This window comes from Streptomyces sp. NPDC028928 (assembly GCF_055564915.1).
Genome location: NZ_JBVHVI010000003.1, coordinates 525,894 through 546,590, shown reverse-complemented (window position 1 = coordinate 546,590; position 20,697 = coordinate 525,894). Strand labels below are relative to the sequence as shown.

15 protein-coding genes are annotated in these 20,697 nt (G+C 73.1%); 5 read left to right on the top strand and 10 right to left on the bottom strand.

The window, feature by feature from the left end:
- Positions 1–153 precede the first annotated feature (153 nt).
- Positions 154–1,611, bottom strand: coding sequence for an adenosylhomocysteinase (gene ahcY, locus ACZ4U1_RS11525; protein WP_467902240.1), 1,458 nt, complete (start codon positions 1,609–1,611; stop codon positions 154–156).
- 455 nt (positions 1,612–2,066) lie between these two features.
- Between ahcY and ACZ4U1_RS11520 the strand changes: the two genes are divergently transcribed.
- Positions 2,067–4,184, top strand: a complete 2,118-nt coding sequence (locus tag ACZ4U1_RS11520) for a fructose-specific PTS transporter subunit EIIC (RefSeq protein WP_467902239.1) — start codon at positions 2,067–2,069, stop codon at positions 4,182–4,184.
- Between the two features lie 215 nt (positions 4,185–4,399).
- On the opposite strand, the gene ACZ4U1_RS11515 is transcribed toward ACZ4U1_RS11520, so the two are convergent.
- The 6 genes from ACZ4U1_RS11515 to ACZ4U1_RS11490 all read right to left on the bottom strand — a co-directional run bounded on the left by ACZ4U1_RS11515 (position 4,400) and on the right by ACZ4U1_RS11490 (position 10,162).
- Positions 4,400–5,380, bottom strand: coding sequence for a cation diffusion facilitator family transporter (locus ACZ4U1_RS11515; RefSeq protein ID WP_467902237.1), 981 nt, complete (start codon positions 5,378–5,380; stop codon positions 4,400–4,402).
- A gap of 142 nt (positions 5,381–5,522) precedes the next feature.
- Entirely contained in the window at positions 5,523–6,674 is a 1,152-nt protein-coding gene (manA, locus tag ACZ4U1_RS11510) for a mannose-6-phosphate isomerase, class I (protein WP_467902235.1), read from the bottom strand.
- 101 nt (positions 6,675–6,775) lie between these two features.
- On the bottom strand, positions 6,776–7,903 hold the full coding sequence (locus tag ACZ4U1_RS11505; RefSeq protein ID WP_467902233.1) for an SIS domain-containing protein: 1,128 nt from the start codon (positions 7,901–7,903) through the stop codon (positions 6,776–6,778).
- A gap of 56 nt (positions 7,904–7,959) precedes the next feature.
- Positions 7,960–8,130, bottom strand: coding sequence for a Trm112 family protein (locus tag ACZ4U1_RS11500; RefSeq protein ID WP_189983189.1), 171 nt, complete (start codon positions 8,128–8,130; stop codon positions 7,960–7,962).
- Positions 8,131–8,203: 73 nt separating this feature from the next.
- Positions 8,204–9,568 carry a phosphomannomutase/phosphoglucomutase gene (locus tag ACZ4U1_RS11495; protein WP_467902231.1) on the bottom strand — a complete coding sequence of 455 codons (1,365 nt, stop codon included), beginning with the start codon at positions 9,566–9,568 and terminating at the stop codon, positions 8,204–8,206.
- A gap of 168 nt (positions 9,569–9,736) precedes the next feature.
- Positions 9,737–10,162: a DUF3499 domain-containing protein gene (locus tag ACZ4U1_RS11490; RefSeq protein WP_078883826.1), complete on the bottom strand. Its 426-nt coding sequence runs from the start codon at positions 10,160–10,162 to the stop codon at positions 9,737–9,739.
- A gap of 349 nt (positions 10,163–10,511) precedes the next feature.
- On the opposite strand from ACZ4U1_RS11490, the gene ACZ4U1_RS11485 reads away from it, so the two are divergent.
- Entirely contained in the window at positions 10,512–10,898 is a 387-nt protein-coding gene (locus ACZ4U1_RS11485) for a metallopeptidase family protein (protein ID WP_467902229.1), read from the top strand.
- A 578-nt stretch (positions 10,899–11,476) separates the two neighbouring features.
- Here the strand turns inward: ACZ4U1_RS11485 and ACZ4U1_RS11480 are convergent.
- The 3 genes from ACZ4U1_RS11480 to ACZ4U1_RS11470 form a co-directional block, all read right to left on the bottom strand.
- A complete protein-coding gene (locus tag ACZ4U1_RS11480) occupies positions 11,477–13,003 on the bottom strand; it encodes a DUF5719 family protein (protein ID WP_467902228.1) in 1,527 nt (508 codons plus the stop codon).
- Positions 13,000–16,653 (bottom strand): glycosyltransferase family 2 protein, encoded by a 3,654-nt coding sequence (locus ACZ4U1_RS11475; RefSeq protein WP_467902226.1) that lies wholly within the window; start codon positions 16,651–16,653, stop codon positions 13,000–13,002. Before ACZ4U1_RS11475 ends, ACZ4U1_RS11480 begins: the two co-directional genes overlap by 4 nt.
- A 211-nt stretch (positions 16,654–16,864) precedes the next feature.
- Complete coding sequence (locus tag ACZ4U1_RS11470) at positions 16,865–17,128, bottom strand: WhiB family transcriptional regulator (RefSeq protein ID WP_003975777.1); 264 nt, start codon at positions 17,126–17,128, stop codon at positions 16,865–16,867.
- A gap of 689 nt (positions 17,129–17,817) precedes the next feature.
- On the opposite strand from ACZ4U1_RS11470, the gene ACZ4U1_RS11465 reads away from it, so the two are divergent.
- Genes ACZ4U1_RS11465 through ACZ4U1_RS11455 form a run of 3 tightly spaced genes read left to right on the top strand, consistent with a single transcriptional unit; the run spans position 17,818 to position 20,630 of the window.
- Positions 17,818–18,312 (top strand): cysteine dioxygenase, encoded by a 495-nt coding sequence (locus tag ACZ4U1_RS11465; RefSeq protein WP_467902225.1) that lies wholly within the window; start codon positions 17,818–17,820, stop codon positions 18,310–18,312.
- 33 nt (positions 18,313–18,345) lie between these two features.
- Complete coding sequence (gene cofD, locus ACZ4U1_RS11460) at positions 18,346–19,305, top strand: 2-phospho-L-lactate transferase (RefSeq protein WP_467902223.1); 960 nt, start codon at positions 18,346–18,348, stop codon at positions 19,303–19,305.
- Entirely contained in the window at positions 19,302–20,630 is a 1,329-nt protein-coding gene (locus ACZ4U1_RS11455) for a coenzyme F420-0:L-glutamate ligase (protein ID WP_467902222.1), read from the top strand. The genes cofD and ACZ4U1_RS11455 overlap by 4 nt, the downstream gene beginning before the upstream one ends.
- Positions 20,631–20,697: the final 67 nt, after the last annotated feature.

The window sequence follows — 20,697 nt, the reverse complement described above, 5'->3', positions numbered from 1 at the left end:
GCCCCTCCCCCCCCCAAACCCTCTCCCCCCCCCCCAAAGGGGGACAGCCCCCGGGGGGGGGGGGGCGGGTTCTTCCGGGGGGTGTCCCTCGGCGGGGGCCCCCCCCCCCCCCCCCCCCCCCCCCCCGGCAGGCGGGGCTACGGGATCACCGGCTCAGTAGCGGTAGTGGTCCGGCTTGTACGGGCCGTCGACCTCGACGCCGATGTAGGCGGCCTGCTCCGGGCGCAGCTTGGTGAGCTTCACGCCGAGCGCGTCCAGGTGGAGGCGGGCGACCTTCTCGTCGAGGTGCTTGGGCAGCGTGTAGACGCCGATCGGGTACGCGTCGGGCTTGGTGAACAGCTCGATCTGGGCCAGGGTCTGGTCCGCGAAGGAGTTGGACATCACGAACGACGGGTGGCCGGTGGCGTTGCCCAGGTTCAGCAGGCGGCCCTCGGACAGCACGATGATCTTCTTGCCGTCCGGGAAGGTCCAGGTGTGGACCTGCGGCTTGACCTCGTCCTTGACGATGCCGGGCACCTTGGCGAGACCGGCCATGTCGATCTCGTTGTCGAAGTGACCGATGTTGCCGACGATCGCCTGGTGCTTCATCTTGGCCATGTCCGAGGCCATGATGATGTCCTTGTTGCCGGTCGTGGTGATGAAGATGTCGGCCTTGTCGACGACCTCGTCCAGGGTCGTGACCTGGTAGCCGTCCATCGCCGCCTGCAGGGCGCAGATCGGGTCGATCTCGGTGACGATCACCCGGGCGCCCTGGCCGCGCAGGGACTCGGCGCAGCCCTTGCCCACGTCGCCGTAGCCGCAGACGACGGCGGTCTTGCCGCCGATCAGGACGTCGGTGGCGCGGTTGATGCCGTCGATCAGGGAGTGGCGGCAGCCGTACTTGTTGTCGAACTTCGACTTGGTGACGGCGTCGTTGACGTTGATCGCCGGGAAGAGGAGGACGCCGTCGCGCTGCATCTCGTACAGACGGTGGACACCCGTGGTGGTCTCCTCGGTGACACCGCGGATCTCGGAGGCCAGCTGGGTCCACTTCTGGGGGTTCTCGCCCAGGGTGCGGTGCAGCAGCTGGAGGATGACGCGGTGCTCGTCGGACTCGGCGGTCTCCAGGGCGGGGACCTCACCGGCCTTCTCGTACTCGACGCCCTTGTGGACGAGGAGGGTGGCGTCGCCGCCGTCGTCCAGGATCATGTTGGGGCCGCCGGTGGGGCTGTCCGGCCAGGTCAGCGCCTGCTCGGTGCACCACCAGTACTCCTCCAGGGTCTCGCCCTTCCAGGCGAAGACCGGGACACCCTGCGGGTTGTCGGGCGTGCCGTTCGGGCCGACGGCGATGGCGGCAGCCGCGTGGTCCTGGGTGGAGAAGATGTTGCAGGAGGCCCAGCGGACCTGGGCGCCGAGGGCGACCAGGGTCTCGATGAGCACGGCGGTCTGCACGGTCATGTGCAGAGAGCCGGTGACGCGGGCGCCGGCGAGAGGCTGGGCCTCGGCGTACTCCTTGCGGATCGCCATCAGGCCGGGCATCTCGTGCTCGGCGAGGGTGATCTCCTTGCGGCCGAACTCGGCCAGCGAGAGATCGGCGACCTTGAAGTCCTGTCGGTTCTCGACAGTCGTCATTACGAGCTGCTCCTCGGGGTTGGGTCGAGGTGGGTACGGCTGGTCTGCGCGGCGGCGGACACAGGGGTGCCCGAGAAGAGGACACAGGCATGCCCACGTACGCGCAGCGCAGTCCGTCGGAGGCCCTCTCTCCCTCGGTCGGTCCGCGTGGGACCGCCCGACCGCCATCAGCAGCGACGTCTGGCTCCGTCCCAAGCTACACCGGACGGCCCGGTCGGCCCCAGTCCGTCTGCGCGTTCGTGGGGTCGTATTCCGGGCGGTTCGGGGGGCGGCAGCGGGTGGCTGCGGTTGTGGGGAAACCGTGGAGTCGGTGCCGACGGACCGGGGTGAACAGGGACTTTTGCGTCTTTGGGCCGGAGGTGGGGTGGTGCAGGATGCAGGGGACCGGGAGTTCCGGTTCCGCTCGCGGGGTGTCCGGGACGACACCCCGGGCGACGAAACGTGAGGAGACCGACGTGACCAGTCCGGCCGGGCCGCCCGCCACGGGTGGCCGCGATGAGGAGCGGCAGCCGCTGAGGCTGCTGGCGGTGACCGCCTGCCCGACCGGCATCGCGCACACCTATATGGCGGCGGAGAAGCTCGCGCGGGCCGCCGCGAGCCGGGGCATCGAGATGAAGGTGGAGACACAGGGATCCATCGGGGCCGAGAACGTCCTTGATGACAACGATGTCAGAAGTGCGGACGGTGTGATCGTCGCCGCCGACAAAGACGTGGACCTGAGCCGCTTCGTCGGAAAGCGGGTGCTCACGGTCGGGGTCGCCGAAGGAATCCACCACCCCGAGCAGCTGATCGAGCGGGTGCGGTCGGCGCCCGTGCACCGGGCGGACGGGGCGGGCGACGGCTCGGCGGCGTCCGCGGCGGGCGGGGGCAAGGAGCGGGGGGCGGTGTACAAGGCGCTGATGAACGGCGTGTCGTACATGATCCCGTTCGTCGTGGTCGGCGGCCTGCTGATCGCGGTCTCGCTGGCTCTGGGCGGTCATGCCACGGCCAAGGGCTATGTGATCCCGGAGGGCACCTTCTGGGCTCACGTCAACGCGATCGGCGGGATCGGGTTCCAGCTGATGATCCCGATCCTGTCCGGCTACATCGCCTATGCCATAGCCGACCGGCCCGCGCTGGTGCCGGGCATGATCGGCGGCTGGATCGCCAACACGGGGGCGCTGTACGACTCCGAGGCCGGTGCGGGCTTCATCGGGGCGATCGTGACCGGGTTCCTCGCCGGGTACCTGGTGCTGTGGATCAAGAAGGTCCGGGTGCCGAAGTTCGTGCAGCCGATCATGCCGATCATCGTGATCCCGGTCGTGGCGACGACGGCGCTCGGGCTGTTCTTCGTCTATGTCATCGGCAGGCCGATCTCCTGGGTGTTCGAGCATCTGACGAGCTGGCTCGGCGGGATGACCGGCACCAGCGCGGTGCTGCTCGGCGCGATCCTGGGCCTGATGATCGCGTTCGACATGGGCGGGCCGGTGAACAAGACGGCGTTCCTGTTCGGCGCGGGGCTCATCGCGAGCGGCAACCAGACGGTGATGGGGATGTGCGCGGCGGCGATCCCGGTGATGCCGCTCGGTCAGGGCCTGGCCACGCTGATCCGCCGGCGGCTCTACACCGAGCAGGAGCGGGAGACGGGCCTCGCGGCCCTGTTCATGGGCTGCTTCGGCATCTCGGAGGGTGCGATCCCGTTCGCGGCGGCGCGGCCGGCGCAGGTCATCCCGGCCAACATGCTCGGCGGTGCAGTGGCCGGCGCGGTCGCGGGGCTGGCCGGGGTGAAGGACGCGGTGCCGCACGGCGGGCCGATCGTGGCGGTGCTGGGCGCGGTGAGCGGGGTGCCGGTGTTCTTCGTGGCCGTGGCGATCGGCACGGTGGTGACGGCGCTGGCGACGGTGGCGCTGGTCGATCTGAGCGGGCGCCGGGCTGCGGTGGCCGGAGAGGGTGCCGGTGCTGCCGGGGCGGTCCTCACGGGCGCGGGTGCCGGGGCGGTCGTGACGGGGCAGGCGGGGCGGGAGCTGTCACCGGTCGGGGCCGGTGCCGCCGGGGTGCAGGACGTGCGGGGGCCGGGTGCGCGGGGTACGACGGCCGGGGCCGGTGCCGTGGAGGAGGCGGCCGGGGAGGCGGTGCCCGAGGTGTTGTCCGGGCATCTGACCGAGCGGACCGTGCGGGTGGCGCTCGGGGCTGTGGAGAAGGAGGCCGTCATCCGGGAGATGGCGGAGCTGCTGGCGCGCAGTGGGCGGGTCGCCGATGTGGCCGAGCTGGTGGCGACCGCGCTGCGGCGCGAGGAGCAGGGGACGACCGGGCTCGGCGAGGAGATCGCGATCCCGCACGCCAAGACGGACGCGGTGACGGCTCCGGTCGTCGGCTTCGCACGGTCGGCGGAGGGGGTCGAGTGGGGTTCGCTGGACGGTACGAAGGCCCGGCTGATCTTCATGATCGCCGTGCCGGAGGCCGCCGCGGGCGACGAGCATCTGCGGATCCTCGCGCTGCTGTCCCGCAAGCTGATGGACGCCGGGTTCCGGGCGCGGCTGCTCGCGGCCCCGGACGAGCGGGCGGTGCTGGACGTGCTGGCCGAGGTGGGCTGAGCCGGCGGGGCTGACGGGCCGACGGGTTCCGTGCGGGCCTCTGCGGGGGCCCGCACGGAACCCTGTGTGGCCGCTCTGCTCGGGCGTGGGGGAGCACGGTGCTCGTGCTGGGACTGGGAATCGGCTTCCTGGTGGTACGGCGGCGGCAGGCGCCGGTGGTGTCGTCGGCGCCCTGGCCCGTGCGACCCGTCCGAGGTCGGCCGCCGTACCGGACGTCAGTGACCGGCGGCGTGCGGGGCCGGGCCGCCCGGGGTGGCCTCCGGGTCCGGGCCCTTGGCGGCCTCGACCTCGCTGTAGATGTCCGGCTCCAGGTAGATGACCCGGGCGATGGGGACGGCGGCGCGGATGCGGGCCTCGGCGGCGTTGATGGCGTCGGCGACCTCGGTGGCCGTGTCGTCGTGCTGGACGGCGATCTTGGCGGCGATCAGCAGTTCCTCGGGGCCGAGGTGCAGCGTGCGCATGTGGATGATGCGGGTGACCGTGTCGCCGTCGACGATCGCGGCTTCGATCTTCTTGACGTCCTCGATGCCGGCGGCCTCGCCGAGCAGCAGCGACTTGGTCTCGGCGGCGAGGACGAGGGCGATCAGGACGAGCAGGACACCGATGCAGAGGGTGCCGATGCCGTCCCAGACGGCGTCGCCGGTGAGCACGGCCAGGCCGACGCCGCCGAGGGCGAGGACCAGACCGATGAGCGCGCCGAAGTCCTCCAGGAGGACGACGGGCAGTTCCGGGGCCTTGGCGCGGCGGATGAACTCCTTCCAGGAGAGCCGGCCGCGCAGTTCGTTGGACTCCTTGATGGCCGTGCGGAAGGAGAAGCCCTCGGCGATGATCGCGAAGACGAGGACGCCGACCGGCCAGTACCAGTGCTCCAGCTCGTGCGGCTGGCGGATCTTCTCGTAGCCCTCGTAGATGGCGAACATGCCGCCGATGGAGAAGAGCACGATCGACACGAGGAAGGCGTAGATGAACCGCTCGCGGCCGTAGCCGAAGGGGTGCTGCGGGGTCGCCTCGCGCTGTGCCTTCCTGCCGCCGACGAGCAGCAGGAACTGGTTGCCGGAGTCGGCGAGCGAGTGGACGCCCTCGGCGAGCATCGAGGAGGAGCCGCTGAACGCGAACGCCACGAACTTCGATGCCGCGATCGCGAGGTTGGCGCCGAGTGCCGCCACGATCGCCTTGGTACCGCCTGACGCGCTCATGTGTCCGCGTTGTCCCTTCGCCTCTGTCGGCCTGGCCCTGATTCGTCCGTCCAGGCGTGTGCCCGGCTTTGCCCGGCCTTTGCCGGTGGGCCATTCTTGCAGCCCGGCCGGGCCTCGCCGTCTCAGGTATCCACAACCCCGGTCATACGATCACAGTGGCGCGGAAGACCGTGCCCGCGCCCGAGATCTCCGCCTTCTCGCCGGCCGGGACGAAGACCGACCGGCCGGGGCCCAGTTCGTGCTCGCCCGCCCGGACGGTGCCGGCCGTGCAGAGCAGGATCTGCGGGGTGTCCCGGGTGAGGTCGTGGGCGGCGCCGCCCTCGGGGAGGACGTACCGGGAGAGCCGGAACTCGTCGATCGGCGTCTCGTAGACCTCCTCGCCCTCCGGGGAGGCCTCGGGCCGCAGCACGCCCGGGTCGCTCGGCTCGAAGCGGACGATCCGCAGGAGCTCGGGGACGTCGACGTGCTTCGGGGTCAGGCCGCAGCGCAGGACGTTGTCGGAGTTGGCCATGATCTCGACGCCGAGGCCGCTGAGGTAGGCGTGCGGGATGCCGGCGCCGAGGAACAGGGCCTCGCCGGGCTGCAGCCGGACGCGGTTGAGCAGCATGGCCGCGATGACGCCGGGGTCGCCGGGGTAGTGGTGGGCGATGTCGGCGTAGGGGGCGTAGGCGCCGCCGAGGCGGGTGCAGGCGGCGGCGGCCTCGGCGACCGTGTGGGCCATCTCCTCCGGGTCGGCGCTGAGGACCGCGGTGAGGACCTCGCGCAGGGCCGCGTCCTCGGGGTGGGCGTGCAGCAGGTCGACGTAGGGCTTGAGGGAGTCCACGCCGAGTCCGTCGAGCAGGTCGGCGGTCTGGACGGGGTCGCGGAAGCCGCACAGGCCGTCGAACTCGGTGAGCGCGCAGATCAGTTCGGGCTTGTGGTTGGCGTCCTTGTAGTTGCGGTGCGGGGCGTCGACCGGGATGCCGCGCCGCTCCTCGTCGGCGTACCCCTCCCTGGCCTGCTCCAGGTCGGGGTGGACCTGGAGGGACAGGGGCGCGCCGGCGGCGAGGATCTTGAGCAGGAACGGCAGGTGGGGGCCGAACCTGGCGACCGCGCGGGGGCCCAGCTCGCGCTCCGGGTCGGCCTCGATGACCTCGACGAGGGTCCCCCGCTCGGTGCGCGACGGGGCGCCGGGGTGCGCGCCCATCCACATCTCCGCCTGGGGTTCGCCGGTCGGCTCCACGCCGAGGAGGTGCGGGATGGCGGTGGGAGAACCCCAGGCGTAGGGGCGGACGGTGTTGTCGAGGCGGTCCATGTGTCTTCTCTGTCTCCGTACGTACGCTGCTCGGCCGGCGCCGACGGCTGGGCCGGTCGCGGCACCGGTGGCGGGCGCGGGTGGTCCGGCCCGGAGCAAGATCAGGCCCTGGAAGCGAGCGCCAGGTAAACGGCGGCGAAATCCGTGACGGCGATCAGTTCCGCGAGGGTCTCCAGTTCGCCGCCCTCTTCCGGTTCGAGTTCGCTGACGGGCGTGTCGTGGCTGAGAGCGACGTCACGGGCGGCGGGGGCGGCGGTGAGGCCGCTGATCGGGCGGTCGCGGAGCAGCACCACGCGCGCGTGCAGCGCGGGCGGCTCCTCCACGCGGTCGCGGAAGAAGTCGTCCGGGTCGGCGCTGGCGGCGAGCGGGCCGGCCAGCAGGGCGCTGTGCGCGGCGAGCGCCTCGGGCAGTTCGGCGACCAGGGCGGGGCGGCCGGCGAGTTCGGCGAGGGCGGCGGCGAAGCGGCGGCCCGCCGGACCGGCCGAGGTGCCCTCCGTCCACACCATGGGGAGCGCGTCGGCGAGTTCGGCGGCGAGGGTCTTCGCCGGGTTGCTGTAGGTCGCGATGGCGGGTCCGCAGCGCTCCGCGATCTGGTCCAGGCGGTCGGCGACCTTGTCCAGGGCGTCCGGCGGTGCGTCGATCAGACCGATCCGGTCCAGGAGCGCGAGCAGCGGGGTCAGCAGCGCCCAGAAGACGCCCGGGGAGGACGCGGCGAGCGGTTCCTCCTGGTCGTAGGGGGCCGTCGCCATCGGTACGAACAGGCCGTGCGCGCCGGCGACCGCTTCGGCGAGCGGGGTGCGGGGCGGGGCCACGGCGACGACCGTGCAGCCGCGGCGGTAGGCCTGGTCGGCCAGGAGGGACAGGCTCGGTTCGGAGCCGTCCGGGGTGGCGATCAGCAGCAGGTCCACGGAACCGGCCCAGCCCGGGAGTTCCCAGCGCAGGGCGCCCGCGGCCGGGGCGACACCGCTGGGGGCGAGCCGGACGACGGGGCTGCCGGCGCCGGCCAGGGTGCCGAGGAGGTCGGCGGTGTGGGTGGCGGCGGCGCCGGGGCCCGCGATGAGGACCGCGCGGGGGCGGCCGTCCGGCTTGAGGGTGCCGATACCGGCCTCGGCGGCGTGCCGGACGGCGGTGCGGACGCGGGCGCCGGCCTCCGCCGCCCCGCGCAGCAGACCTCGGCGGTCGGCCTCGGCGAGGCCCTCCGGGGTGTCGAGCAGCGATTCGTCCAGCATGGGCGGCAGCCTCCGGTCGCCGGGGATCCTGGGGTGCTACGAGGTGAGGGGCCTCCTCACTCGGGGCGGCGGGCCTCGTCCACCAGCAGGACGGGGATGCCGTCGCGGACCGGGTAGGCGAGGCCGCAGTCCTGGCCCGTGCAGATCAGCTCGGTGTCCTGCTCCTTCAGGGGGGCGTGGCAGGCCGGGCAGGCGAGGATCTCCAGGAGGCCGGCTTCGAGCGCCATGGGGTGTCCCTTCGGAGGGCGGTGTTGTCTTTGTGGTTACGCCTGGTCAGGTTACCGCTGATGGGCAGGCCGCTCAGCCCCTGATGATCGCCAGTGCCTCGTCGCGGATCTTCGTCATGGTGGCCTCGTCCTTGGCCTCGGCGTTCAGGCGCAGGAGCGGCTCGGTGTTGGACGGGCGGACGTTGAACCACCAGTCGGCCGCGGCGACCGTGAGGCCGTCGAGGTCGTCCAGGGTGACGTCGGCGCGGCCCTCGTACGCGGTGCGGATCGCGGCGAGGCGGGCGGTCTGGTCGGCGACGGTGGAGTTGATCTCGCCGGAGCCGGTGTAGCGGTCGTACTGCGCGACCAGGGCGGACAGCGGGCCGTCCTGGCCGCCGAGGGCGGCGAGGACGTGCAGGGCGGCCAGCATGCCCGTGTCGGCGTTCCAGAAGTCCTTGAAGTAGTAGTGGGCCGAGTGCTCGCCGCCGAAGATCGCGCCCGTGCGGGCCATCTCCGCCTTGATGAAGGAGTGGCCGACGCGGGTGCGGACGGGGGTGCCGCCGTTCTCCTGCACCACCTCCGGGACCGTGCGGGACGTGATCAGGTTGTGGATGACCGTGCCCTTGCCGCCGTTGCGGGCGAGTTCGCGGGCGGCGACCAGCGCGGTGATCGCGGACGGGGAGACCGGGTCGCCGTTCTGGTCCACGACGAAGCAGCGGTCGGCGTCGCCGTCGAAGGCGATGCCGAGGTCGGCGCCCTCCGCCGGGACCCGCTTCTGCAGGTCCACGAGGTTGGCCGGGTCGAGCGGGTTGGCCTCGTGGTTGGGGAAGGTGCCGTCCAGTTCGAAGTACATCGGGACGAGGGTCAGGGGCAGGCCGGTGAAGACCGAGGGGACCGTGTGGCCGCCCATGCCGTTGCCGGCGTCGACCACGACCTTCAGGGGGCGGATGGAGGTGAGGTCGACGAGGGAGCGGAGGTGCGCCGCGTAATCCTCCAACGTCTCGCGGGCGGAGAGGGTTCCCGGCCGGTCCACCGGTTCCGGGGCGCCCTCCGCCAGCCAGCGCTCGGCCAGTTCGCGGATCCGCGCGAGGCCGGTGTCCTGGCCGACGGGGGCGGCGCCCGCGCGGCACAGCTTGATGCCGTTGTACTGGGCCGGGTTGTGGGAGGCGGTGAACATCGCGCCGGGCAGGTTCAGCGCGCCGGAGGCGTAGTACAGCTGGTCCGTGGAGCACAGGCCGATCTCGGTGACGTCCACACCGCGGTCGGCTGCGCCGCGCGCGAAGGCGCGGGAGAGGCCGGGGGACGAGGGCCGCATGTCGTGGCCGACGACGATGGCCGACGCTCCGGTCACCTCCGCGAAGGCGGCGCCGAAGAGTCCGGCCAGTGCCTCGTCCCACTGGTCCGGGACCACTCCGCGTACGTCGTACGCCTTCACGATCTGCGACAGATCAGCAGTCACGGCCAACCCTCCTGAAGTCCTATGGGTGCCCACAAACTACCCGTCCGGGGTAAGTGGGGGGTGCGCGGACACCAGGTGGGGCCCTTCTGTGGCCCTCTGTGGACCCCCAGCCGTAACGCCCGCGGGAGGCGAATCGTCACGCCTGGCGGGGGTGGCGTGGGGTGGCGGTCAGTTGTCCGGGGAGCGCAGGACCCTCAGGTGACCGCGGCGGGCGACCTCCATGGGGTCCGCGCCGCGGGTACCGCCGCCGCCCGCCTCCGCCGCGCGCTCCTGCGGGCGGGCCGCCTCGCGTACGGCGTTGGCAAGCGCTTCCAGATCGTCTCCGCTGGGCCGTGCGGGCGCGGAGCCGTCGAGGAGTCGTACGACCTCCCAGCCGCGCGGGGCGGTGAGGCGCTCGGAGTGCTCGGCGCACAGGTCGTAGCAGTGGGGTTCGGCGTAGGTGGCGAGCGGGCCGAGGACCGCGGTCGAGTCGGCGTAGACGTACGTCAGCGTCGCGACGGCGGGTCGGCCGCAGGCGGTGCGCGAACAGCGACGTACAGGGCTCACGACGTTGGACGGTACCGCACTCTTGAGCGGGCCGCGACGACTCTCCACCAGGTCACTCCACCGTGTCGTGCTGTGAAACGCCCCACACACCCCATCGAGTGGCCCCTGCTGACCTGCGCGGACGGGGTTGTGGCGGGGGTCGGGCGGGACCGCGCACGGTCATGAGCCGGTGCAAACACCGTCAATTACCTTGAGTTGGCGGTCTTGGAGAGTTACGGAAACGAGCCAGACCTTGGCTGGAATGGTCATCCTGCGACATGGGGGCGTTGGGCCGGTTGCCGCGTGGAGCCGGACGGGCGCAGGGTGCGGGGACTACGCTTCATCAGTGATGGACAACCGTGTACCGCCCCGTGCCGCCGGCCCTGGGCCCCGTCGCCGTGACCGCCACGGGCGGGGCATGCGGGGGCCGATCGCACCGCCGCAGGTGCCGCTCGCGGCAAGCCGTGCCGAGGTGTTCGCGGACCTGGTGCAGGACTCCGTGGAGCGCCTTGAGCGGCGGTGGCCGCAGCTGGCCGACATCGACTTCCTGGTGCTGGAGGTGCCCCGGCTGGAGGGGCGGGGAGATCAGGTGGTGTGGGGGGACGACGCGGTGCCGCTCGGCGGGATCGTTCCCGCGCGGGACGGGCGGCGGGCTCGGGTGGTCGTGTACCGGCGGCCGGTGGAGATCCGGACCAAGGGGCGGGACGAGCGGGCCGCGCTGGTGCATGAGGTGGTGGTGGAGCAGGTGGCCGAGCTGCTCGGGCTGACGCCGGAGACGGTGGATCCTCGGTACGGGGAGGATTAGGCCGGTTTTTGGGACGGCCTGTGGTGGGGTGGGCGGGGGTCTGCCGGGCCTGTACTTGCGGGTGCCGCGTGCTGGTGCCGGGCGGGGGTTGGACTGCTGGGCCGCGCCGGCGGGGTGCCGCGTGCTGACGCCGGCCGGGGGTCGGGGCGCTCGCCCGCGCTGGCGGGGTGCCGCGTGCTGACGCCGGCCGGGGGCTGGGGCGCTCGCCCGCGCTGGCGGGGTGCCGCTGCGCCCACCCGTGCCGCCCCAGCGGCACGACTGCCCGCAGCTACGCGGGATCGGCGCCGCGGTTGCCCGCAGGTACGCGGGATCGGCGCCGCGGTTGGCCGCAGCTGAGCCGGTTCGGCGGCACGGTGGCCCGTGCTGGGTGGGCACCGCCCCGAGCCATGACGGCCCGCAGTTACGCGGGTCCGGCGCCGCGGTTGGCCGCAGCTGAGCCGGTTCGGCGGCACGGTGGCCCGTGCTGGGTGGGCACCGCCCCGAGCCATGACGGCCCGCAGGTACGCGTAGCTGCCCGGGGTCGGCGTCTTCGTTGGCCGTGGCGGCGGCGGTGGGGCCCGCCGCAGGCCGTGGCTGCGTTATCTCAGGAGCATCGACAGGTCCTGCTCTGTCTGCGGTACCGATACGGTTCCGCGGTCGTTCGGGAGGGGCTGGATGGTGAAGGCGGGGATGCCTCCCTCGGTGGCGGCGAGGGTGCGGGAGGCGTAGACGGGGGCGCCGGAGACGGGTTCGACGGTGAGGGCGTAGGTGCCCTTCAAGCCTGCCGGGGTGGGGACGTCGATGTTCTGGGTGGTGCCGGACTTGAGGGTGTAGGTCTTCGTGACCGGGGTTCCGCCCTCGCTGCCGGCCGAGGCGGTGACCTTGACCGTGGCCGTGCCGGTGGGGGCGGTCAGGGCGAGTGTCGTGCCCTTGGCGCTGTTGTCGGCCGAGGTCGCCCGCGTACCGACGGCGGCCGTGGCCGGGATGAACGCCGTCTCCTTCTTGTCGCCCTTGCCGCGGACGACCTGGAGGGCCGCTACGACCGGAACCGTCTGGTCGGTGGGCGTGAGGACCAGGGAACCGGCCTCGCCCCGGGTGACGTCGCCGAGGTCGACCGTCGTCGACATGCCGGACTTGACGTGCAGGGTCTCGTTCCCGGCCGGGGTGATCAGGCCGTCGGGCGAGGCCAGGCGGATCTTGAGGTCGGCGTCGTCGTCGCCGGGGGTGAACGCGGTCAGGCGGACGTCGGTGGCGTCCTTCGGGATGCCGGGCAGGACCAGGCTGCCGGCCGGGTCGGCGGCGGCTGCCAGCCAGTCGCCCCCCACTTTGTCGTCCAGGGCCTGCACGGCCGCGCCGACCCGGCCGCTGCGCACGCTGACGTGCACGGTCAGGTCGGCCTGCCGCTCCTCGGTGAGCGTGGAGAGCAGGATCGGCTCGCTCGCGTGCGGCTCGACGGTCAGGTTCTCGCCCAGCGGGGACTTGATCGCCCCGTCCTTGCCGTACAGCTCGATGTCGATCACGGCGGCGGAGTCGTCGGGGTTGGTCAGGTGGACGTAGTCGGTGCGGCCGGCGGCCGTGCTGGCGCCCGGGAACCAGAACTCGGTGTCCGCACCGGTGCAGTTGACGCCCAGCAGGCCCCGGCCGGTGCCGACGGCGACCTCGGTGGTCTCCTGGACGGTCCAGCCCGGCGCGAACCTGCCGTCCGCCGTGCCGATCAGCGCGGGCGCCTCGGCGCCGGAGGTCTCGCCGGTGGCCGGCGTGCCCGGAGCCTTCGGGGTGAGCGCCGGTTCGCCGGCCTTCTTCGCGTCGCCCTTGCCGGCCTTGCTCCCCTTGCCGCCGTCCTTGCTGTCCGTGTCGTCCGACGACTGCGCGGCGGCCGCCTGGAGTCGGGCCTTGCCGCTGCTCGCGGCGCCCTTGGTGACCGGCGTGAACGACGTGTACGCCGTGTCCGCGATGTCCGACATGCTCGGTGCCGGGCACAGCAGACTGGTGCGCTGCACGGGCAGTTGGGCGGCCGCCTGGGGGGCGGCGGCGCCGGACGCGGACGGGGGGTCGAACGCGGCGAACGCGGTGACGGCGGCCAGCGCGGTCGTACCGGCGATCAGGGACAGGGTGGTGCGGTTCACTGCTGGCTCCCGTCGGGGCGCTGGCTGCCGTGGGGGGGCTGGGCGGGGTCGTAGCCCTGCTGGGCGGGGTCGTACGACGGGTCGTGGCCCTGTTGCTGGTAGGCGGCCGGGTCGTACGGCATCTGGTCGGCGCTGCCGCCGTAGGCGTACGGGTCGTACGGGGCCGCCTGGTAGGGGTCGGCCTGCTGGTACGGCTGCTGGTCGTACCCCGTCGCGGTCTGGTACGGGTCCGTGCCGTACGCGGCGGTTCCGTACGTGGCCGGGTCCCACTCGTCGTACGAGGGCTGGGTCGGTACGGCCGCCGGGGGCTGCTCGGGCTGCGGAGGCGTGCCGGGCTGCTCCTCGGCGGGCGTTTCCTCCGCCTGCGCGCGCAGGCGGCGGGCGCGGCGGCCCTCGCCGGCGGTGGCCTGGGCGGGCAGAGGCTGCTCCTCGGGCAGGTCGTCGTCGACGTCGCGGCGGCGGCCGGGCAGGGCGAGGACGACCAGGACGAGGGCGAGCGCGCCCTGCGCCCAGAGCCAGGCGGTGCGGGTGACCGGGGCGTCGTAGGTGACGTCCAGCCGGCCGCCCGCGGCGGGGAGTTGGAAGCCCTGGGCCCAGCCGTCGACCGTGGTGCGGGTGAGCGGCTTGCCGTCGAGGGTGGCCGTCCAGCCGTCGGCGGCGCTGTCGGCGAGGCGCAGGACGCGGCTGCCGGAGCCGGCGGGGATCGTCGTGTGGACCTCCACCGGCCCCGCGGGGACCGGCTGGGCCTTGCCCGAGCCGGAGGCGGGCACGATGGCCGCGCGGGCGACCTCCTGCCCGACGCGCCACAGGGCGCTGCCGTTCTGCTGGCTGAGCCGGGCCAGACCGGGGGTGGCGTCGAGGACCCGGGTGAGGTCGCGGGGGGCGCCCTTGTGGACGAGGACGTAGCGCACGGCGAAGCCGCCGAGTTCGTCGGCCTGGTCGGCGCCGGAGCCGGCGACCAGGTTGGCGACGATCTTGTCCAGGCGGGCGTTCTCGCCGTCGGTGGCGGCGAGTTCGGCGTCGCCCATGCGGGCACCGGAGCCGCGGACCAGGGTGTAGCGCACGCGCGCGGTGGAGTCGCTGTCGAGGACCAGGGTGCGGGCCTGGTCGCCGCCGGTGGAGTCCTCGGCGACGAACGCGGGCACCTGGGCGGGGTCACGGCGCTCCAGGGGGCCGTCGGCGCCGCCGATCATCCAGCCGGCGGCGATGAGCAGCGGGCCCGCGGCCGAGGCGAAGGCGATCAGGGCGGCGACGGGCTGGCGCCAGCCGAAGCTCTGCTCGGCCACGCGTGCGCGTGCGCCGTCGGCGCCGAGGGCGGCGGCGGCCAGCAGGGCGATGCCGTAGACCAGGGTGGCCGGTCCGGCCCAGGCGGACTTGTTGGACAGGACCGCGAAGACGAGGCCTACCAGGGCGACGGCCCACGCGGTCCGGATGCCGAGCTGCCGTTCGGAGCGCAGCAGGGCGGCGAGCGCGGCGAGCACGACGCCGATGAGCATCAGGCCGTCGACGGTGCCGGGGCCGCCGGGGGAGGCGCCGAGCAGGTCGAGCGCGGAGGCGGCCGAGGGGCCGTACTCCAGGCCGGCCTCCTGGAAGAAGCCGGTCGGCAGGAGGGTCAGCGACCAGGGGGCGAGGACCAGCAGCGGGGTGCCGAGCTGGGCGAGGAAGCGCAGGGCGTGGGCGACGAGGTCGCCGCGGCGCAGTACCAGGACGCCGAGGCCGAGCAGCAGCGCGATGGGCCAGACGACCGGCGTGAAGGCGGTGGTGATGGTCAGCAGCAGGGCGTACGCCCAGGTGGCGCGCCAGCTGCCGCGGGCGCCGGTGCGGCTCGCGAGGCCGCTCGCGGCGATGCCCGCGCGCGCGATGAGCGGCAGCAGCACGGCGAGGACGGCGGTGCCGATGCGGCCGCCGGCGAGGGCGCCGGTGGTGGCGGGCAGGAAGGCGTAGACGATGGCCGCCCAGGCGCGCAGCAGCCGGGAGGTGACCAGGGGCCGGGAGGCGAAGTAGGCGGTGAAGCCCGCGAGCGGCACCGAGCAGACCAGCAGGACGGTGACGGCGAGTCCGGTGGAGCCGAACAGGATCGAGGCGAGGGTCGCGACGATGGCCAGATAAGGGGGTGCGGACGGGGTGCCGCCGGTGCCGACCGGGTGCCAGGCGTCCAGGTAGCGGGACCACAGGTCGCCGGCGCCGGCCGGGGCGGGCAGCAGGGCGCCGCCGGCGAGGGCACCGCCGCCGAGCAGGGCGCGGCAGGCGGCGAAGGAGATGAGCAGCAGCGCGAGGAAGAGCACCGGGCCGGGTCTGCGGGCGATCCGCTTGAGCCGGGCGAACTGCTCGACCTCCAGGAAGTCGGCGTCGTCGCCGCCGGGCCCGGACTCCACGGCGCCGCCGTGCCGGCCGGCCGAGGAGGTGTCGGTGTCGGTGCCGCTGGTGAAGCTGCCCGCGATCTGTTCCACGGTGGCCCGGACGGTGGCGCCGGGCGGCGGGAACAGCCCGCGCAGTTCCCCCTTGTCGATCTGGGCGGGGCCGCGGCGGCGCCGGGCGGCGATGATCCGCTCGGGCCGCAGCAGGGTGCTGAGCAGGCCGCGGATCTCGTCGACGGCCTGGCCGGGGACCTTGCCGACGAGGTAGGCGAGGGTCCGCAGGACGGTGCCGAGGACGAGCCGGACCAGCACCCAGGGCAGCGCGGCCGTACGGGTGTTGACGAGCAGGGTGTAGACGGCGCCGGCCTTGTCGACCTTGTGCGGGGAGGCGGTGGTGCGGCCGGCGCAGTCGACCGTGCGGCGCTCGCGGGAGGCGGCCTCGGCGTGCCGGACGACCGCGTCGGGAGCGACCAGGACGCGGTGGCCGGCGGTGTGGGCGCGCCAGCACAGGTCGACGTCGTCGCGCATGAGGGGCAGCCGGCGGTCGAAGCCGCCGAGCTGTTCGAAGACGTCGCGGCGGATGAGCATGCCGGCGGTGGAGACGGACAGCACGGTACGGACGTGGTCGTGCTGGCCCTGGTCCTGTTCGCGGCGGTCCAGGCCGGTCCAGCGGCGGCCGGAGTTGGCGATGGAGACGCCGACCTCCAGCAGCTGCCGGCGGTCGTACCAGCCGCGGAGCTTGGGGCCGACGACCGCGACGTCGTCGCGGCCGAGTTCGAGTTCGTTGTCGACGACCCGCAGCAGCTGGGCGAGGGCGTCGGGTTCGGGGGCGCAGTCGTCGTGCAGCAGCCACAGCCACTGGATGGGCTCGCCGTACGGCAGTTCGGGCAGGTCGTAGGTGTCGTCGCGCCATGTGCGCGTGACGGGGTCCCAGCCGCTGGGGCGCTTGAGGTACGGCAGTTCCTCGGGGGTGAGGACGGGCGCGGTGCGGCTCGCCTCCTCCACGGCCTGGCCGAAGCCGGTGCGGCGGGCGAGGTGCAGCACGTTCGCGTCGCCGAGGGCCTCGGTGAGCAGCTGGGCGGAGTCGTCCGAGCTGCCGGTGTCGGCGGCCACCGCGTACTGGACGGGGCGCTCCTGGCCGAGCAGCCCGGCGAGCGCGTCGGGCAGCCAGCGGGCGCCGTCGTGGGAGACGAGGACCGCGGTCACCACATGACGCGGGAACTCGGGCGGGCGGGTCGGGTCAAACGCAGCAGTGGCGCCGCTGTGGGCCGCCGGATGGCTGTGCACGGACATCGAGGTACGGGCCCCGGTTCGATGGACTGCGGTGGACGCCTGTGCCTCCTCGTGCGCGGGATGCGTCAAGGGGGCAGCGGGGCGTCTCGGACGAGCGACCACACTATCGGCTGGCCATGACGACGGCCCGCCGCCTGTGGACAACCCACGGGCGACGGGCCGTTCGCGACGTTTGTGGTCGTACGGGCCGTACGGATGGTCAGGCGGCCGGTCAGACGGCGGCCTTCTTCAGCCGGCGGCGTTCGCGCTCGGACAGGCCGCCCCAGATGCCGAAGCGCTCGTCGTTGGCCAGGGCGTACTCGAGGCACTCGGAGCGGACCTCGCAGGCGAGGCAGACCTTCTTGGCCTCTCTCGTGGAGCCGCCCTTTTCGGGAAAGAAGGACTCGGGGTCGGTCTGGGCGCACAGCGCGCGCTCCTGCCAGCCGAGTTCCTCGTCCGCGTCGTCGACCAGCAGTTGCTGCACCAGCTCGGTCATGTGCGCCCCTCGTCTGTCTTTCGCGTCCCCGTGCGTAGCCGTTACCGATTTCGGCTGAACGACACGAGTGAAATTACAAGTGTGCTGCTCCGGGCGAGTCAAGCCGAGATCTGCTATTGGGCCCGTTATTCACTCTGCGGAACCAAGGCCGTGCGGAAAGTGTTCAAATCGCCATAAACCTTGACACGCAGACGGACCCGCGGGGCGGCCGCAACCCCGTACAGATCTCTGTACGGAGAAGGACGCCTCCGTGTTCGATCCCGTTCCGCGAGCCTCGAGCGCTCGGATGTGCCCCATGTGTCCCGGCTCCCTCGTGAGCAAACCTTTCGCCGCTCAGGTGACCCGGATGAGGTGAAACATGTCCCACATACCGGGCGTCGAGTTGACAGTGCGGGTGTGAACCGATGCCCTAGTGGGCATGCTCGCGAACTTGGCACCCACCTCGACCCGCACCGCCGGGTCCCTCGGTGCCGCCCGCGCGCGCTGTAGCTGTTGTTGCTGTTCCAGCTGTTGAGCCAAGCCCGCTCCGGCTGTTCCCGAGTCCATCCCGGCTCGGTCGCGTCTCCCGCTGCGTGATCCCTCATCCAGGGCACCCCGCCCGCCCGTGACCCGGGCGGACCGTACGCGCCACCCCGGCTCCACACCCCCAGCTCCAGCCCCCACTCTTCACCGAGGACCACCGAACCCCGATGAACAGCGACAACGACCTCCAGATCGCCGGCGACATCCTCGAAGTCCCGCACCTGCTCCAGCCGCCGCGCGAGCACCCGGCTACCGTCTCCGAGTTCGTGGGGCTCGCCCGCTCGATCGCCGCCGACCGCGACCAGTGGGCGCACCTCGTCCGCTACGACGCCACCACCCGCTGGTACCACCGGCTGCGCACCGGCCCCGGCTACGAGGTGTGGCTGCTGTCCTGGGTGCCCGGTCAGGGCAGCGGGCTGCACGACCACGGGCCCTCCTCCGGCGTGCTCACCGTCCTGGAGGGCACCCTCACCGAGCGCACCGGGCGCGGCACGCGCGCGCTGGCGGCGGGCGCCCAGCGGGTGTTCGCTCCGGGGTACGTCCACGAGGTGGTCAACGACGCGCTGGAGCCGGCGGTCAGCCTGCACGTGTACCACCCCGGCCTGACCCAGATGCCCATGCACGCCTCCCCGCACTGCGAAGCACGTCCGGTGGTCGTCTGACGCGTTGTCGGACCCGCCTGCAAGACTGGCTCCATGCGCATTGTGGTTCTGGCAGGCGGCATCGGCGGTGCCCGTTTCCTGCGCGGTCTGAAGCGGGCCGCGCCGGACGCGGACATCACGGTCATCGGCAACACCGGCGACGACATCCACCTCTTCGGGCTGAAGGTCTGCCCGGACCTGGACACGGTGATGTACACGCTGGGCGGCGGCATCAACGAGGAGCAGGGCTGGGGACGGAGCGACGAGACCTTCCACCTCAAGGAGGAGCTGGCGGCCTACGGCGTGGGCCCGGAGTGGTTCGGGCTGGGGGACCGGGATTTCGCCACCCACATCGTGCGGACGCAGATGCTGGGCGCCGGCTATCCGCTGAGCGCGGTCACCGAGGCGCTGTGCGACCGCTGGAAGCCGGGCGTGCGGCTGATCCCGATGTCCGACGACCGCGTGGAGACGCATGTGGCCGTCGAGCTGGACGGTGAGCGCAAGGCGATCCACTTCCAGGAGTACTGGGTGAAGCTGCGCGCCTCCGTCCCGGCCGAGGCGATCGTCCCGGTCGGCGCCGAGCAGGCCAAGCCGGCCCCGGGCGTGCTGGAGGCCATCGCCGAGGCGGACGTCATCCTCTTCCCGCCGTCCAACCCGGTCGTGTCCATCGGCACCATCCTCGCCGTGCCCGGCATCCGCGAGGCCATCGCCGACGCGGGCGTGCCGGTGGTCGGCCTCTCCCCGATCGTCGGGGACGCGCCCGTGCGCGGCATGGCCGACAAGGTGCTCGCCGCCGTGGGCGTGGAGTCGACGGCCGCCGCGGTCGCCGAGCACTACGGCTCCGGGCTGCTGGACGGCTGGCTGGTCGACACCGTCGACGCGGGCGCGGTCGAGCGGGTCGAGGCGGACGGCATCCGCTGCCGGGCCGTACCGCTGATGATGACCGACGTGGACGCGACCGCGCGGATGGCCCGGGAGGCGCTGGCGCTGGCCGAGGAGGTGCGGGGGGCGTGAGCGGAGCGGCGTCCGCCGGGGCGGCCGAGCGGCCCGAGTACCGGGTCTGGGCCCTGTCCGGGATCCCCGAGGTGCAGCCGGGCGACGACATCGCCAAGCTGATCGCCGGGACCGAGCCGGGCCTGGCCGACGGGGACGTGCTGATCGTCACGTCCAAGATCGTCTCCAAGGCCGAGGGCCGGGTCGTGCAGGCCGCCGACCGGGAGGCCGCGATCGACGCCGAGACGGTCCGCGTGGTGGCCCGGCGCGGCACGCTGCGGATCGTGGAGAACCGGCAGGGTCTGGTCATGGCCGCCGCCGGGGTCGACGCCTCCAACACCCCTGCCGGGACGGTGCTGTTGCTGCCCGAGGACCCCGACGCGTCCGCGCGCGCGATCCGGGCCGGACTGCGCGACACCCTCGGCGTCGACGTCGGGGTCGTCGTCACCGACACCTTCGGGCGGCCCTGGCGCGCCGGGCTCACGGACGTGGCGATCGGCGCCGCCGGAGTACGCGTGCTGGACGACCTGCGCGGGGGCACGGACGCGTACGGCAATCCGCTCAGCGCGACCGTCGTGGCCACGGCGGACGAGCTGGCCGCCGCCGGTGACCTGGTCAAGGGCAAGGCGGAGGGCCGGCCGGTGGCCGTGGTGCGCGGGCTCCCCCACGTCGTGGCCGACGAGCACGGGGCGGGCGCCCGGGCGCTGGTGCGTAGCGCGCAGGACGACATGTTCCGGCTCGGCACCTCAGAGGCGGTGCGGGAGGCGGTGACCCAGCGCCGCACCGTGCGGGCGTTCACCGACGACCCCGTGGACCCCGGCGCGGTCCGCCGCGCGGTGGCCGCCGCGGTCACCGCGCCCGCGCCGCACCACACCACGCCCTGGCGGTTCGTGCTGCTGGAGTCGGAGGAGTCGCGGGTACGGCTGCTCGACGCGATGCGGGACGCCTGGATCGCCGACCTGCGCCGGGACGGCAAGAGCGAGGAGTCCATCGCCAAGCGGGTCCGGCGCGGTGACGTGCTGCGCAACGCGCCGTACCTGATCGTGCCGTGCCTCGTCATGGACGGCTCGCACACCTACGGGGACGCCCGGCGGGACGGTGCCGAGCGGGAGATGTTCGTGGTCGCGATGGGCGCGGGCGTGCAGAACCTGCTGGTCGCGCTGGCCGGGGAACGGCTGGGCTCGGCGTGGGTGTCGTCCACGATGTTCTGCCGGGACGTGGTGCGCGAGGTGCTGGAGCTGCCGGCGGACTGGGACCCGATGGGCGCGGTGGCGGTCGGCTGCCCGGCGGAGGAGCCGAGACCGCGGGCCGAGCGGGACGCGGGGGCGTTCGTCGAAGTGCGGTGAAACACTCCGGGCACCGCCTAGTCTCGTAGGGCGGCACCGGTACCTCCGGGACTCATTCGCTAGGACT

Coding starts and splice junctions, on each gene's coding strand:
- ACZ4U1_RS11500 (WP_189983189.1), bottom strand. CDS start 8,130: ATGGCGCTCGAAGCCGGCCTCCTGGAGATCCTCGCCTGCCCGGCCTGC.
- cofD (WP_467902223.1), top strand. CDS start 18,346: ATGCGCATTGTGGTTCTGGCAGGCGGCATCGGCGGTGCCCGTTTCCTG.
- ACZ4U1_RS11515 (WP_467902237.1), bottom strand. CDS start 5,380: ATGAGCGCGTCAGGCGGTACCAAGGCGATCGTGGCGGCACTCGGCGCC.
- ahcY (WP_467902240.1), bottom strand. CDS start 1,611: ATGACGACTGTCGAGAACCGACAGGACTTCAAGGTCGCCGATCTCTCG.
- ACZ4U1_RS11465 (WP_467902225.1), top strand. CDS start 17,818: ATGAACAGCGACAACGACCTCCAGATCGCCGGCGACATCCTCGAAGTC.
- ACZ4U1_RS11485 (WP_467902229.1), top strand. CDS start 10,512: ATGCGGGGGCCGATCGCACCGCCGCAGGTGCCGCTCGCGGCAAGCCGT.
- ACZ4U1_RS11470 (WP_003975777.1), bottom strand. CDS start 17,128: ATGACCGAGCTGGTGCAGCAACTGCTGGTCGACGACGCGGACGAGGAA.
- ACZ4U1_RS11505 (WP_467902233.1), bottom strand. CDS start 7,903: ATGCTGGACGAATCGCTGCTCGACACCCCGGAGGGCCTCGCCGAGGCC.
- manA (WP_467902235.1), bottom strand. CDS start 6,674: ATGGACCGCCTCGACAACACCGTCCGCCCCTACGCCTGGGGTTCTCCC.
- ACZ4U1_RS11475 (WP_467902226.1), bottom strand. CDS start 16,653: ATGTCCGTGCACAGCCATCCGGCGGCCCACAGCGGCGCCACTGCTGCG.